The organism is Halorubellus amylolyticus, assembly GCF_034808145.1.
In the GTDB taxonomy this organism is placed as follows: Archaea; Halobacteriota; Halobacteria; order Halobacteriales; family Natrialbaceae; genus Halorubellus.
The window spans coordinates 25,768-41,409 of record NZ_JAXHGM010000007.1 but is presented as its reverse complement, the minus strand read 5'-3'; the positions used below and the strand labels follow the sequence as shown (position 1 = coordinate 41,409).

General features: G+C 69.3%; 10 protein-coding genes. 5 read left to right on the top strand and 5 right to left on the bottom strand.

The window, feature by feature from the left end; translation table 11 throughout:
- Positions 1–92 precede the first annotated feature (92 nt).
- Both SM754_RS15100 and SM754_RS15095 read right to left on the bottom strand, forming a co-directional pair.
- A complete protein-coding gene (locus SM754_RS15100; protein ID WP_323677076.1) occupies positions 93–917 on the bottom strand; it encodes a hypothetical protein in 825 nt (274 codons plus the stop codon).
- Between the two features lie 165 nt (positions 918–1,082).
- A complete protein-coding gene (locus tag SM754_RS15095; RefSeq protein ID WP_323677075.1) occupies positions 1,083–1,532 on the bottom strand; it encodes a UPF0179 family protein in 450 nt (149 codons plus the stop codon).
- 153 nt (positions 1,533–1,685) lie between these two features.
- Here SM754_RS15095 and SM754_RS15090 point away from each other — a divergent pair, with 153 nt between their 5' ends.
- Positions 1,686–2,906, top strand: coding sequence for a GAF domain-containing sensor histidine kinase (locus tag SM754_RS15090; protein WP_323677074.1), 1,221 nt, complete (start codon positions 1,686–1,688; stop codon positions 2,904–2,906).
- A gap of 56 nt (positions 2,907–2,962) precedes the next feature.
- Here SM754_RS15090 and SM754_RS15085 read toward each other — a convergent pair whose 3' ends face one another.
- Positions 2,963–3,367, bottom strand: coding sequence for a DUF5820 family protein (locus SM754_RS15085; RefSeq protein WP_323677073.1), 405 nt, complete (start codon positions 3,365–3,367; stop codon positions 2,963–2,965).
- A 436-nt stretch (positions 3,368–3,803) separates the two neighbouring features.
- Between SM754_RS15085 and SM754_RS15080 the strand changes: the two genes are divergently transcribed.
- The 4 genes from SM754_RS15080 to SM754_RS15065 are packed head-to-tail and all read left to right on the top strand — an operon-like array spanning position 3,804 to position 11,506.
- Positions 3,804–5,873, top strand: a complete 2,070-nt coding sequence (locus tag SM754_RS15080) for a PrkA family serine protein kinase (RefSeq protein WP_323677072.1) — start codon at positions 3,804–3,806, stop codon at positions 5,871–5,873.
- Positions 5,873–8,170, top strand: coding sequence for a PrkA family serine protein kinase (locus SM754_RS15075; RefSeq protein WP_323677071.1), 2,298 nt, complete (start codon positions 5,873–5,875; stop codon positions 8,168–8,170). Before SM754_RS15080 ends, SM754_RS15075 begins: the two co-directional genes overlap by 1 nt.
- Positions 8,161–9,474 (top strand): YeaH/YhbH family protein, encoded by a 1,314-nt coding sequence (locus SM754_RS15070; RefSeq protein WP_323677070.1) that lies wholly within the window; start codon positions 8,161–8,163, stop codon positions 9,472–9,474. The genes SM754_RS15075 and SM754_RS15070 overlap by 10 nt, the downstream gene beginning before the upstream one ends.
- Before the next feature lie 37 nt (positions 9,475–9,511).
- Positions 9,512–11,506 (top strand): SpoVR family protein, encoded by a 1,995-nt coding sequence (locus SM754_RS15065; protein WP_323677069.1) that lies wholly within the window; start codon positions 9,512–9,514, stop codon positions 11,504–11,506.
- Between the two features lie 168 nt (positions 11,507–11,674).
- Here the strand turns inward: SM754_RS15065 and SM754_RS15060 are convergent, their stop codons facing one another.
- Together SM754_RS15060 and SM754_RS15055 are read right to left on the bottom strand one after the other, a co-directional pair.
- A complete protein-coding gene (locus tag SM754_RS15060; RefSeq protein WP_323677068.1) occupies positions 11,675–13,345 on the bottom strand; it encodes a DUF7827 domain-containing protein in 1,671 nt (556 codons plus the stop codon).
- 189 nt (positions 13,346–13,534) lie between these two features.
- Positions 13,535–15,541, bottom strand: a complete 2,007-nt coding sequence (locus SM754_RS15055; protein WP_323677067.1) for a hypothetical protein — start codon at positions 15,539–15,541, stop codon at positions 13,535–13,537.
- Between the last annotated feature and the right edge of the window lie 101 nt (positions 15,542–15,642).

Genomic DNA, 15,642 nt, shown 5'->3' with positions numbered 1-15,642 from the left:
GCGCCGATGCCACCGTCAGAAGCCACGTCGCGGCCGAGGAGGCTGCCGATGGGTGCGGTCGAGTCGCGATTCCGCCGCGGGTCGCGGGTGAGTTACTCGCTGGCGAGGACGCCGACGAGGTGTTCGAGGGGGACGTCGGCGCGGTCGGCGACGGCGTGGGGTTTGGCGTCGAGTTCGGTGACGGCGAGCGTCGCGCCTTGCACGACGAGCAGGTGCTCGAGGTCGTCGCCGTCGCGGTCGAGCGGGTCGAGTGCGGGGTCGTCGCCGCGGGCGAGCGTCCGGTGGTGGTCGGCGAGCGCGACCTCGCGGCAGAACCACTCGGGGAGCGGGTCGTCGGTCGCGGCGTCGTCGGGGTCGCGGTCGGCGGGTGCGCCGAGGCCGTCCTCGGCGAGCGCGAACAGGGCGGCTGCGAGCGCGAGCACGACGCTCGCGTGGTGCGCGAGGTCGCCGTCGCCGGTCTCCGCGGCGAGCTCGAGGTCCGCGGCCGCGCGCTGGAGGTGGCCGGCGGCGGTCGCGAGGACGAGGTGCTCGCGGGGCGACTCGGGGTCGCGCGAGAACTGCCCGAGGAAACGGCCCTGGATGCGGCCGCCGCGTCGCACGAGGAACGTCGTCGCGCGGTCGACGGGGTCGTCCACGGGGACGTCGTCCGCGAGCGCTCGCACGCCCGCCGGTGTGAGGTCGTCGACGCCGAGGCGTTCGGCGTGCGCCGTCGCGCTAGTCCGGAACCGCTCGTCGAGCGGCCGCGACCGGACGTCCTCGACGAGCACGCGCGGTTCCGGGAGCGCGACGAACGCGCTCGCTCGCGACGCCAGATCGCGTATCGACGCCAGTTCGTCGGCGAGCACGACGCGCGCGTCCAAGGCCTCGGGAGCGGCGTCGGTCCCGTCCGCGGCGGCGCGCTCGGAATCGTCGGTCATGCCAGCATCTCGCGGTGGACGGGAGAAAAGTCGCCCGGTCGCCCCGGCCCGCGGTCGTGGCCGAGCTGACCCGAGACGCGGCCGAGCCGACCCGGGACGTGGTCGACGCGGCCTGCGGTCGTGGTCGCTATCGGGTGCGACCGGTCGCCGCGGGCGGTGAGACCGCTACTGGTCGGGGGCTTCGAACTCGACCATCGTGAGGTCGCGGTCGAGGTAGCAGAACTCGTGGGGTGGGTCGCCCTTCGTGCGCTCGATGCGGTACTCGCCGTCGAGGTCGGCGCCGTCGGGCTCGCAGAACTCGTGGCTCGGACACTCCGTGTACGGGCACTCGCCGGCGAGCTGGGTCTTCGAGCCGGCGTACGCGTTCGCGCTCGGGACGTTCGCGACGACCGTCGCGGGTTCGACCTCGACGGCGCGCACGCCCTCGTCGTGGACCGCGCACTCGAGGGTCTGTGCGCCGTCGCGGACCGACGTCACCTCGTACTTGACGCCCGGGGTGAGGTTCAGGCACTGGTCGCGGTACGGGCATCCCTCACAGCCGGGCGCTTCGCCCTGGTAGACGAACTCGGCGCCCGCCTCGACGAGGCGCGACCCGAGGAGCGTGACGGTGGACATGCCCGACCGTACTGCGTGGAGGCGTATTACGCTGTCCCCGCGCCCCGGTGGTCGACCGCGTCGACGCCGTGCCGGCGCGAGGGCACCCGTCCGGTTCTTGTTGGCGCGCGGACACCCGTCCGCTTATTGCCGGCGGACGCCTGAACGACGGGTATGGGTTCGGGCCACGAGGAGACGCTGAAGACGTTACACGACGCGGCCGCGGAGATACAGGCGTGTGACGACGTGACCGTGGCCTGCGAGCGAACCGTCCGGGCGGCTGAGGACGTCCTCGAGTTCGAGATGTGTAGCGTCATCCTCCACGAGGACGGCTGGCTGGAGCCGGTGGCGTTGTCGTCCAGGTCGCCGGCGGATGGCGTACGTCGCCTCCGGGTCGACCAGGGGCTCGCCGGGAAGACGTTCCAGACGGGCGAGTCCCATCGGGTGGACGAGATAACGCCCGACGACGAGAGCGACCCCGCGAGCGCGTCGTACCGGTCGGGGATGAGCGTCCCCGTCGGCGACGTCGGGGTGTTCCAGGCGGTGTCGACGGACGTCGACGGGTTCGACGAGCGCGACGTCGAGTTCGCGGAGTTGCTCGTCGCGCACACGGCGCGCACCATCGACCGCATCCGGTACGAGGCGGAGCTCGAGCGACGACGGCGGACCCTTGAGCGCCAGAACGGACGCCTGGAGCAGTTCGTCGACGTCGTCAGTCACGACCTCCGGAACCCGCTGAACGTGGCGGCGGGACGGCTGGCGCTCGCGCGCGAGAACCGCGACGACGACGACCTGGCGGTGGTGGCGACCGAACACGACCGGATGCGACAGCTCATCGACGACCTGCTGGTGCTCGCCCGAGAGGGGAGTCCCGTGGAGGCGGACGCGGAGGTGGCGCTCGCGTCGGTCGCCGAGTCGTACTGGGGACACGTCGACACGGGGTCGGCGTCGCTCTCGGTGACGGCGACGGGGACGGTGCGCGCCGACGAGGGCCGACTCGGCCAGCTCTTCGAGAACCTGTTCCGGAACGCGGTCGAGCACGGCTCTCCCTGCTCCCGGACGGAGTCCGGGAACGCCGCGGACGGTGACGCCACTGGCGGCCCGGCGGGCGGTGAGGACGCGGTCGAGTCCGGCGGTGGCGCGCTCGCGGTGACGGTCGGTGATATCCCCGACGGGCGCGGGTTCTTCGTCGCGGACGACGGGCCGGGTCTCCCGGAGTGTGACCGCGAGCGCGTGTTCGAGCGCGGGTTCTCGACGGCCGTCGACGGTACGGGGTTCGGGCTGGCTATCGTCCGCGAGATAGCCGACGCCCACGGCTGGCGGCTCGCGGCGACCGAGAGCGAGGCCGGCGGTGCGCGGTTCGACGTGGTCACCGAGCCGGACGACGTCGCGTGAGTTCGAACGGCGTCACGTGAGTGCGGAGGACGGCCGTGAGTGGTGACGCCGAGCGTTCAGTCGTCGAGGCAGCCGGTGAGTTCGTCGAGGGCGTCGAAGTACTCGGGTCTGGGTACCTGGTAGACGTCGCGCGGGTCGACGTCGCCCGCGTGGAAGTCGGCGGCGAGGGCGTACGCGGCGTCGACGGCGGCGTCGCGGTCTGGATACCGCATGGTCTCGTCGACGGAGACGTCGGGTTCGAAGTAGAGGCGGACGAACCAGTCGCCGGTCGCGGCCTCGGGGCGGTCGACGCCGGGGCGTCGGTGATTCCGGCGGCCCTGGGAGACGTACAGGGTCGGGAGGCACTCCGGCGGGTGGTCGGTGGTGTTGAAGACGTCGGGGCGGTACGCGAGGACGGCGCGGCCGTCCGGGTCGACGTTCCACACCGTCCAGCCCGACGGTGGCTCCGGGAGGTCGCTCATACCGGTCGGGAGGGACGCGTGGCGTAAGGGCATCTCGGTTCCGTGCGCCGAGTGACCCGGTGCGAAACGCTCGTCGCGGTCGGCGCGCCGGGCGCTCCCAACGAACCGATATCGATGGTATTTATAAGGGTAAATTCGATGTTATATAAGTGTTGGAGGCAGACTTATTGCTGGCGGGTCCAACCATTAGTGTACGACTCGGTCGACCGACCGACTGCCGCCCCCGCTCGCTGCCCCTGGCCCTCGACGCGTGAACCGCCTCGATGGCCGGCCACGGCCGCGGGTATGACAAACGCCCACAATGACCACGGTTGGAGTGTGCTCGCGGACACCCGCCCGCGCACACCACCACGGCACCGGTCGACGACCGAGGACAGCGAGCACCACCGACCCAGGACGTGGGGGCCCCTGGTCGAACGTGCTCGCCCGTGAAAGCATGACCAAGAACACGAGACTAAGCGACCTCAGCCAGGACTACAAGGAGTCGATCCCCGCAGACCTGCGGGAGACCAAGAGCTTCCAGTGGTACCTCGACGAGTGCTACGCCGACCCGAAGGTGGCGCGCAACGCCCACCAACGAGTCGCCGACATGTTCGACCACTACGGCACCGAGTACGACGAGGACGCCGGCGTCGTCGAGTACGAACTCGCGAGCGAGGACCCCCTGAACGACGGCGAGAACACGTTCTTCGGGCGCGTCATCCACGAGAGCATCCACGAGTTCGTCAACAAGGTCAAGTCCGGCGCCCGCCGACTCGGCCCCGAACGACGCATCAAACTCCTGCTGGGCCCGGTCGGCTCCGGGAAGAGCCACTTCGACAAACAGGTCCGCGAGTACTTCGAGGACTACACCCTCCGCGACGACGGCCGGATGTACACGTTCCGGTGGACGAACCTCACCGACGTCATCCACGACCAGGACCCCGCCGACGCGACCGTGCGCTCCCCGATGAACCAGGACCCGCTCGTCCTCCTCCCCCGGGAGCAACGCAAGGCCGTCATCGCGGACCTCAACGACGAACTGGATGCCCCGTACACGATCCGGAACGAGCAGAGCCTCGACCCCGAGAGCGAGTTCTACATGGACGAGCTGCTCGCGTACTACGACGACGACCTCGAGAGCGTCCTCGAGAACCACGTCGAGGTCGTCCGGCTCGTCGCGAACGAGAACAAGCGCCAGTGCCTGGAGACGTTCGAACCGAAGGACAAGAAGAACCAGGACGAGACCGAGCTCACGGGCGACGTCAACTACTCGAAGATCGCGATCTACGGCGAATCCGACCCGCGAGCGTTCGACTACTCGGGCGCGTTCTGTAACGCGAACCGCGGGCTGTTCTCGGGCGAGGAGCTCCTCAAGCTCCAGCGCGAGTTCCTCTACGACTTCCTGCACGCCACCCAGGAGATGACTATCAAACCGAAGAACAACCCGCGGATCGACATCGACCAGGTGATCGTCGGCCGGACGAACATGCCCGAGTACAAGGACAAGAAGGGCGACGAGAAGATGGAGGCGTTCAACGACCGCACGAAGCGGATCGACTTCCCGTACGTCCTCGGGTACGAGGAGGAGGCCCAGATCTACCTGAAGATGCTCTCGAACGCGGACGTCCCGGACATCAACATCGAGCCGCACGCGATGGAGATGGCGGGCCTGTTCGCGGTCCTGACGCGCATCGAGGAGCCCGACAACGACACCGTCGAGATGCTCCAGAAGGCGAAGGCGTACAACGGCGAGATCGACGACGGTGACGACATCGACGTGAAGAAGCTCCGCGAGGAGGCGGAGGCGAAGGCGGAGATCGGCGAGGGGATGGAGGGCGTGAGTCCGCGGTTCATCGGCGACGAAATCGCGGAGGCGATCATGGACTCCAAGCACCGCAGTCGCGGGTTCCTGTCGCCGTTGACGGTGTTCAACTTCTTCGAGGAGAACCTCGAGCATCACGGCTCCATCCCCGAGGAGAACTTCGAGACGTACTACCGGTACCTCGAACTCGTCCGGGAGGAGTACAAGGAGCGCGCGATCGAGGACGTCCGGCACGCGCTCGCGTACGACGTGGACGAGATACAGCGGCAGGGCGAGAAGTATATGGACCACGTGATGGCGTACATCGACGACGACCGCGTCGAGGACGAGATCACCGGGCAGATGCAGGAGCCCGACGAGACGTTCCTCCGGAGCGTCGAGGAGAAGCTCGACATCCCGGAGGACCGGAAGGACGACTTCCGCCAGGAGGTCAGTAACTGGGTGAGTCGCCGCGCTCGCACCGGTGACACGTTCGACCCGACGGACAACGAGCGGCTGCGTCGGGCGCTCGAACGCAAGCTCTGGGAGGACAAGAAGCACAACATCAACTTCAGCGCCCTCGTGTCGGCGAACGAGAGCGACGACGACGAACGGAACTCGTGGGTCGACGCGCTCGAGGACCAGGGCTACTCGCGTGGCGGCGCGAAGGAGGTCCTCGAGTTCGCCGGCGCGGAGGTCGCCAAGTCCGAGATGAGTGACTGATGGCGGGCGGCGAGGACTTCGTCTCGGCGGTCGACCGCGAGCTGGAGGCGACGTACGAGGCCCCGATGAGCCTCCCGGAGTACGTGGACCGCGTGCTCGAGCGGCCGACGGTCGCGAGTCACGCGTCGAAGTACCTCCTGGAGGCGATCGAGTCGATGGGGACCCGGACGGTCGTCGAGGAGGGCGAGGAGACCGAGCGGTATCGGTTCTTCGACGACCCGCACAACGACGGCGAGCACGCTGTCCTCGGGAACACGCAGGTGTTGAACGCGTTCGTCGACGACCTCCGCACGATCGCGGCGGGTCGTGGGAAGCACGAGAAGATCCTGTGGTTCGACGGGCCGACGGCAACCGGGAAGTCGGAGCTGAAGCGCTGTCTCGTCAACGGCCTGCGCGAGTACTCGAAGACGCCGGCGGGTCGACGGTACACGCTCGAGTGGAACGTCGCGAGCGCGAGTTCGGGCGGTCGTGGGCTGGCGTACGGCGAGGACGCGAACGCGTCGGCCGCGGCCGCCGAGGAGAACTGGTACGAGAGCCCGGTGCAGGTGCATCCGCTCTCGGCGTTCCCGGAGTCGGTGCGTTCGGACATCCTGGCGGCGGTGAACGACGGGAGCGACGACCTCCCGATCCGCGTCGAGGAACGCCTCGATCCGTTCTCGCGGGAGGCGTACGACGTCCTCGAGGAGCGGTACCGCCGGCAGGGTCGCGACGCGTTGTTCAGCGCGATCAGCGACCCACAGCACCTGCGCGTGAAGAACTACGTCGTCGACGTCGGGCAGGGTATCGGCATCCTCCACAGCGAGGACGACGGCAGCCCGAAGGAGCGCCTCGTCGGGTCGTGGATGCGCGGGATGCTCCAGAAGCTCGACTCGCGGGGTCGGAAGAACCCGCAGGCGTTCAGTTACGACGGCGTCCTCAGTCAGGGCAACGGCCTGCTGACGGTCGTCGAGGACGCCGCCCAGCACGCGGACCTCCTCCAGAAGCTCCTGAACGTCCCCGACGAGGGGTCGGTGAAGCTCGACAAGGGCATCGGGATGGACGTCGACAGCCAGTTACTCATCATCTCGAACCCGGACCTGGAGGCGACGCTGAACCAGCACGCGGACCGACAGGGCATGGACCCGTTGAAGGCGTTGAAGCGACGGTTGGACAAGCACGAGTTCCGGTACCTGACGAACCTCAGCCTGGAGACGGAGCTCATCCGGCGGGAGCTGACCGGGGAGACGGACGTGTGGACGGCGACGACGTACGACGACCTCGAGTCCCGCATCCGCGAACCGGTCGTCATCTCCGTGAAGACCGGGGACGGCGAGCTCGTCCCGAAGGAGTTCGCGCCGCACACGGTCGAGGCGGCGGCGCTGTACGCGGTCGTCTCGCGCCTGGAGGACGGTGACCTCCCGAGCGACCTCGACCTCGTGGACAAGGCGGTCCTGTACGACCGCGGGTACCTCCAGGACGGCGACACGCGTCGGGACGCCGATGACTTCGACTTCGTCGAGGGCGACGAGGACGGGAAGCACGGCATCCCGGTGACGTTCACGCGGGACGTGCTCGCGGACCTCCTGCACGAGGACCGCGACCGACATCATCCGGAGTACGACGTCGCGAGCGTGGTCATGCCTCGCGACGTCCTGAACGCGATGGTCGAAGGGCTGTCGGACGCCCCGGTGTTCTCGGCCGGCGAGCGCTCGGAGTTCGAGTCCCGCGTCGCCGAGGTGAAGAACCACGTGTTTGCCGAGCAGGAGACGGACGTCCTGGACGCGATGATGCACGACCGTCGCGTCGACGAGTCGACGGTCGAGGAGTACGTCGAGCACGTGTACGCGCTCGAGACGGACGACCCGATCACGAACGACCGCGGGGAGCGCGTCGACCCGGACCCGCTCCTGATGAAGGTGTTCGAGGTCGAGCACCTCGGGCGGTTCGACGACGCGGACTACGGCGCGGGCGGTGACCCGAGCGAGGACGTCGTGGCGTTCCGACGCGAGAAGGTCATCACGGCGCTGAACCGGTACGCGTGGGAGCAACGCGGTGACGACTTCAGCGTGAGCGACGTCGAGTTGACGGCGATTCCCGTCATCAAGGCGGTCCTGGAGGAGAACGACTGGGACGACGTCCGTCGGACGTACGAGGACTTCGACCCCCGCCAGTGGGAGGACCCCCCGGGCGGGACGGAGACGGAGCGAGCGAAGGAACAGACGATAGACGCGCTCGTCGAGCACTACGGGTACTCGGCGGCGTCCGCGGAACTCACGAGCAGACACGTCATGGGACAGGTGGCTTACAGATGGGACTGAAAGACGACCTCGAACGGTTCCGGGAGGTCGGTGAACAGCGCCGCGAGGACCTCGCCGAGTTCATCCAGTACGGCGAACTCGGTGCGAGCGGGAGCGACGACGTCCGCATCCCGATCAAGATCGTGGACCTGCCCGCGTTCGAGTACGACCAGCTCGACCAGGGCGGCGTCGGCCAGGGCGAGGGCGCCGAGGAGGGCGACCCCGTCGGCCAACCCCAGCCCCAGCCCGGGGACGGCGACGAGGAGGGCGACCCCGGCGAGGAGTCCGGCGAGCACGAGTACTACGAGATGGACCCCGAGGAGTTCGCGGAGGAGCTCGACGAGGAGCTCGGGCTCGACCTCGACCCGAAGGGCAAGCGCGTCGTCGAGGAGAAGGAAGGGCCGTACACGGACCTCACGCGCTCCGGGCCGAACTCGACGCTCGACTTCGAGCGGATGTTCAAGGAGGGCCTCAAGCGGAAGATGGCGATGGACTTCGACGAGGCGTACCTGAAGGAGGTCCTCAAGGTCGACGGCGTCGGCCCCCAGACGGCCTTCGAGTGGGCGCGCGGCGAGTCCATCCCCGTGAGCAAGGCGTGGCTCGTGGACGCGTACTCGAAGATTCCCGACGACGAGAAGACGACGTGGGAGAGCATCGACGAGGTCGAGGCGAACGTCGACCGGGAACCGATCCAGGCGAAGCTCCAGCGCGAGGGCATCAAGCACGTGCCGTTCCGTCGCGAGGACGAACGCTACCGGCACCCGGAGATAATCGAGGAGAAGGAGAAGAACGTCGTCGTGGTGAACATCCGCGACGTCTCCGGGTCGATGCGGGAGAAGAAGCGCGAGCTCGTCGAGCGCGTGTTCACGCCACTGGACTGGTACCTCACCGGGAAGTACGACAACGCCGAGTTCGTGTACATCGCGCACGACGCGGAGGCGTGGCGGGTCGAGCGCGAGGAGTTCTTCGGCATCCGTTCCGGTGGCGGAACGAAGATATCGAGCGCGTACGAGCTCGCCGCCCAGTTGCTCGAGGAGTACCCCTGGAGCGAGTGGAACCGGTACGTGTTCGCGGCGGGCGACAGCGAGAACTCGAGCAACGACACCGAGGAGAACGTGATTCCACTCATGGAACAGATTCCGGCGAACCTGCACGCGTACGTCGAGACCCAGCCGACGGGGACGGCGATCAACGCGACGCACGCCGAGGAGGTACAGAGTCACTTCGGGGACAGCGACAACGTCGCGGTGGCGTACGTCTCCGGCCCGGAGGACGTGACGGACGCGATCTACGACATCCTCTCCACGGAGGACGATAGCGAATGACGACCCACGACCGCGGAGCGACGGGAGGTGAGTCGGTATGAGCGAAAAGGACCGATTCAAGAAGCAGCGGATCGCGGGCGACCTCGAGGAGCCGGTCGCGGAGGCGCGGAACCTCGCGGTGAAGCTCGGGCTGGCGCCGTACGACGTGAACTACTGGGTCGTCGACTACGACGAGATGAACGAGCTCATCGCGTACGGCGGGTTCCAGCATCGCTATCCCCATTGGCGGTGGGGGATGCAGTACGACCGCCAGCAGAAGCAAGGCCAGTACGCGGGCGGGAAGGCGTTCGAGATCGTGAACAACGACGACCCGGCGCACGCGTTCCTCCAGGAGTCGAACACGATCGCGGACCAGAAGGCCGTCATCACGCACGTCGAAGCTCATAGCGACTTCTTCGCGAACAACGAGTGGTTCCAGTTGTTCGGCGAGGGCGCGGACGCGGCGGCGATGCTGGAGCGGCACGCGAACGCCATCGCTGGCTACATGAGCGACCCGGATATCGAGCGCGCGGCCGTCGAGCGCTGGATCGACAACGCGCTCGTGCTCGAGGACAACATCGACCAGCACGAGCCGTACGCGCCCGTGGAGGCGGGCGGCGGCGAGACCGGGGAGGAGCTCGACGAGTCGGTCACGGACAAGCTCGCGGACCTCGACCTCTCGGAGGAGGTGCGCCGGCAGGTGTTCGACGACGAGTTCCTCGCGGAGGACGAGGACGAACCCGCGTCGTTCCCGGCGACGCCACAGAAGGACATCTTGGGGTTCCTCCGGAAGCACGGGAAGCGGTTCGACGCGGACGCCGGTCGGGCGACGGACATGACGGAGTGGCAGGCCGACGTCCTGGACATGCTGCGCGCGGAGGCGTACTACTTCGCGCCGCAGAAGATGACGAAGGTGATGAACGAGGGGTGGGCGGCGTACTGGGAGTCCCTCATGATGACGGACGAGGGGTTCGCCGGCGCGGACGAGTTCCTGAACTACGCGGACCACATGGCTCGCGTCCTCGGGTCACCGGGACTGAATCCCTACAAGCTCGGGATGGAGCTGTGGGAGTACGTCGAGAACCGCTCGAACCGCCGCGAGGTCCTCGAGCGCCTCCTCCGCGTCGACGGTGTGACGTGGCGGAACCTCGACGACGTCGTGGACTTCGACGCGGTCATGGACGCGCTCGAACCGCCGGCGGCGCTCGATAGCATCGAGCGAGGGTCCCTCGACGCGCTCGAGGACGTCCCCGCGGCGTACGTCGACGAGGACGCGCTCGCCGCCGCGCAGGCGGGCGACGTGGACGTCGAGGCGTACCCGTGGAAGGTCCTGACCCCCGAGGGATTGGCGCGCCGGCACTTCTCGCTCGTCAAGCGCGGGTCTCGGACGTTCGTCGAGCGCGCGACCCAGAGCGAACTGGAGCAGATCGGACGGTACCTCTTCGACGACGCGCGGTACGAGAGCGTCGAGGAGGCGCTCGCCGACGTCGACTTCTCGGCGGGCTGGGAGCGGATGCGCGAGATCCGGCAGAGTCACAACGACGTGACGTTCCTCGACGAGTTCCTCACGCAGGAGTTCGTGGACGCGAACGACTACTTCACGTACGAGTACAGTCACGCGACCGGCCAGAATCGCGTGGCGAGCGTCGACGCGGAGGACGTGAAGAAGAAGCTGCTCCTGCAGTTCACGAACTTCGGGAAGCCGACGATCGCGGTGTACGACGGGAACTTCGACAACCGGAACGAGCTCCTGCTCGGCCACCAGTACAACGGCGTGATGCTGGACGTGAAGCAGGCGAAGCAGGTGCTCGAACGCGTGTTCGAGCTCTGGGGGCGGCCGGTGAACCTCCTGACCATCGTGAAGGAGCTGAGCGACCACGACCGGGAGGTGGCGCGCCGCCGGAACAAGGAGCCCGAGCCCAGCGAGCAGGGGAAGCGCTTCCGGTTCGACGGCGAGGAGTTCGAGGAGTTCGACGTCCCCTGGGAGCAGGTGAGTCACCTCGCGGCGGACGACGTGGACTACGACACGAAACCCGAGGACTGGCTCGCGTAAGCGACCCCACATTCGCTCCTTCTCGCGTGCCCGATAGAGGACGGTGTCACGTCGCTCGTCGGCACCGGACACGCCGGGACTCGCGCGGTCGACGACTGACCGCGGCGACCACCCGGCGACCACCCGGCGACCACTCGGCGACGACCACCCGGCAACGACGACGCGGCCTCAGCGCGACGTCCGACCGCGACGTCGTGCTCCGAGCGCGACCGCGGCGAGTGCGACGCCCGCCGCGACCGGCCCGAACCCGGGAATCGACTCGTCGTCGTCGTCGCGGTCGCCGAGCGTCGGCTCGTCGCCCGTCTCGCCGACGGCGAGCGTCCCGGTTTCGCGCGAGCCGTTCGCCTCGACGACGTACTGGCGGTTCCCTTCGAGGACGCGCGACGCGTCGAAGGACAGGTCGACGACGGCCTGCCCGTTCCCCGGAACGACGACGTCGCGTTCGGTGACGTGCCCGCCGATCGTGACGGAGACGGGGACCGTCCCGGTGCGTTCGCCGCGGTTCACGAGCGTGACGGTGAAGTTCGCCGTTCCGTCGGCGGGGACGCTCTCGGGCGCGCTCACGGACTCCAGGGCGACGACCGGTCGGTCCGGTTCGGTGCCGGCGGCGACTATCTCGACGTTCACGCTCATCACCTCGTCGCCGGCCCGGTAGGGGTGCGTTCGCGCGATCCGGAAGTCGACGTCGTACGCGGTGTCGACGGCGAGCGCGTCCGACTCGGGCGCGAACCCGACGACGATACGGTCCTCCTCGACGGCCACGTAATCGGCGTCGGTGAGCCGAACGCCCTCGTTCCCGTTCTGGGGCGTGATGGAGAGCACGACCTGGTCGGGGCCGACCGACCGCAGATCGCGGGTCGCGTTCACCGCACCGAACACGCCCTGGGTCTCGACGACGACGAACAGCCACTCGTCGGTCTCCACCCTCCCCGTCGAGACTCGCTGTTCGAAGCTCTCGGTCGGCGACCCGGCGGCGGGTGCCTCGAAGACGCCCATCCGCCCGGTGTAGAGCGGTTCCAGGTCGACGATGATCGCGCCACGGTCGAGGACGGTACCGTTCGCGCGCGCCGTCAGGTGGTACTCGCCTTCGCGGAGGAACCCGTCGAGGTCGCGTTCCCGGCTGGCGTCGACGACAGCGTCGTCGCCGGCCGTGCGGAGCGCGACGCGTCCGCGTCCGGCGTAGAACGTGTTCCATTCGAGGACGACCTCGCCGTCGCCGTCCCGGTCGACGACGGTCGCGGTCGCGCGGTACGCGCCGCGGTCGCCCGCGACGTCGACGGTCGCGCGCGTCGTCCCGTTCGGAAGCGAGACGGGAACGGAGACGACGTCGGCGGGCTGTTCGACGGTCACCTCGGGGACGACCCCGGGCTCGTACGCGCCGTCGACGCCGAACGTCACCGACACCTGTTCGCCGGAGTTCGCGGCCAGGACGACCACGCGGTACGACCCGGGGGAGAGCGCGTCGAACGAGACCGTCTGCTCGTCGGCGGTGAGCGACACCCGTTTCGAGCCGGCGCGCGTCCCGTTCTCGTCGTAGACGTACACCGCGTAGAGACTGCGTTGCTGTCCGCCGATGGTGACGGTCACCGGTTCGTCCGAGGTGTACGTGGCGTTCGTCTCGACGAAGACCCCGTCCGACTCGTCTCGCGGTCGGTCGAACGCGGCGCTCGAGGCTCTCGACTCGTCGAACGCAACGTTCGGGGGTCGTTCGCCGAACGCGTCGCTGCCGGCGGCCGCTCCACCCGTCGTCCCGGCGGCGGCCGCACCGACCGTCGTCGTCCCGGCGACGACCGCACCGGCCAGCATCGTCGTCGCGAGCGCCACCCACACCCAACGCATGCGAAGGGGGTTTCGTGGCCTCGTGGATGAATCCCTCGGCTTCCGACGCCCGGTGCTGGTGGTTCGCTCTCGCCGCTGTCGCCCCCGGCGAACGACTCGCTCGACTCGCTGGAGTCGGTCGGTCGTCGGCCGCGCCGAACGACTCAATGGCTGGCCGGTGGTCTGGCGACGGGTCGACCGAGGCGACGGTCAGTCGTCGTCTCGGGCGCGTCCGGCGACGACGGCGAGCGCCGCACCGAGCGCCGCGACGGCGGCGACCGCGCCGAACCCGGGCGTGGAGCCGTCTCCGGGGGTGCGGTTCGTTCCGGCGAGCGTCGGCCACGGCTCGGTCCCGCTCGCGGTCGTCGTCGCGGGCGTCGCCGTCGGCGTCGACGCCGCGGGGACGACGAGGTGCGAGCGGTTCGTCGTCTCGCCGGCGACCGCGACCGAGACGTCGACGCGGTCGCGGTCCGGGATCGCCGCGGGCGGGAACGTGACCGCGACCCCCCGAGTCTCCGACGGTGGGAGGGTCACGTTGCGGGTACGCGTCCGGTTCCCGACCGAGACGACGACGGTCGCGTTCCCCGCGGCGTTCCCGCGGTTCCAGAGGAACGCCCGGACGACGTTCCGCTCGTCGGCGCGGAGCTGGTCGTCGCCGTCGTTCGCGCGGAACCCCCGGAGTTCCAGGACCGGCTCCGAGACGACGGTGACGGCGCGCTGGTGGACGACGCGGTCGTCGCGCGTGACGACGACCGACGCGTTCGTCCCGTTCGGGACTGCCGAGAGGTCGAGGGTCGCATCGAACCGGCCGGGGCCGGCGACGACCCCGTCGCGCGCCACGACACCAGCGGCGGTGCGCACGGTGACCGTGAGGTTCGTACCTGGCGGGAGCGCGGTGTCGCCGTCCAGCGTGACGGTCTCCGGCGCGAGCCGTCCGTCGGGTTCGACGTCCAGGGTCACGGCGTCGACCGCCCGGACCGTCGTCCGCGCGGTCGCGTTCCACGTCTCGCCGAGCGCGGCGTACTCGAAGACGTTCGCGTCGTTCGTCTGGTCCGCGCGGTACGCGTACCAGAGCGTCCCCGTCTCGGCGTCGAACCATCGGGTGGCGTTCGCCAGGTCGACCTCGGCGGCGTCGGTCTCCGGGCCGGCGACGGCGTCGCGGACGCGAACCGTCGCGTTCCCGTGGGTCGCCGGCGCGACGAGCGACGCGTTCGACGGCAGTTCCGAGAGCGTCCCGTCGACGTCGAACCGGAGGACGACCCAGTCGCCGTCGACGACCCGGACGGCGTGCTCCCCGACGAGCGGCTCCGCGTCCCGTGCCCCCGAGAGCGCCGCGTCCGCGGTCAGGGTGCCGTTCACGCCGTAGACGTCGACCGTCGGTTCCGCGAACGAAACGGTCACGCGACCGGTCTCTCCGTCGCCGTCCGGGGTCGTCGTCAGCAGGCGGTACGCGCCGTACTGGACGCTTTCGGTGTCGAACTGCCGGGACACGAGTGTGGTCCGCGCGCCGACGGTGACCGCCTCGCCGGGCGGTGCGTCGACGTCCCACGAGAGCGACACCGACCCGTCGCCGTCGGTGTCGCGGAGGGTCACCGCCCAGACCGCCTCGCGCTCGCCGCTGGTCTCGCCGTCTGACGCCGGGACGAGGGCGAGCGTCGCCCGGTCGACGCAGCGGTGGAGGCTGGCGTCGACGCGGACCGTCTCGTCGCGGGTCGCGCGCTCGGCGTACGCCTCGAGAGGGTCCTCGGTGAGCGCGACCAGCGGCGTCGCTCGCTCGACGTCGACCTGGTCGGCGACGAGGACGTCGCCGTCGAGCGTCACGAGACGGGCGACGTACGAGTTCGCCGGCAGGCACGCGCCGAAGTCGACCGCGACGGACTCGCCCGGGTCGACGGAGAGCGTCCGGTTCGCGACCACGCCACCGCCGAGGACCTCGAGGCGCGCGACGAGACGCCTGGATTCCGCGGCTGCTTCGGGGAGCGAGACGGTCGCGGTCAGGTTCGCCGACCGGTTCCAGGTGTCGGAGACCGATAGCGACGGCTCGACCGTCGAGTCGTCGCCGGTCACGTGAGTTGCTCCAGCCGCAGGGGCTGCTCCGGCCGCAGGGGCTGCTCGGAGTCCGGCGCCCGTAGCCGCCCCGAGGGTCGCCGTTGCGACGACCGCGACCGCGAGTACGACCACGAGGACGCCAGCACGCCCGCTGGCAGGGGAGGGCATCACGCAACCCTCGGCGGACCGACTGTAAGTGTCTTGTCCCGCGAACGAGTGCGAGGCGACGGGCCGTCGGGGGTCGCGTCGTGCGAACGCTTAACCGACGA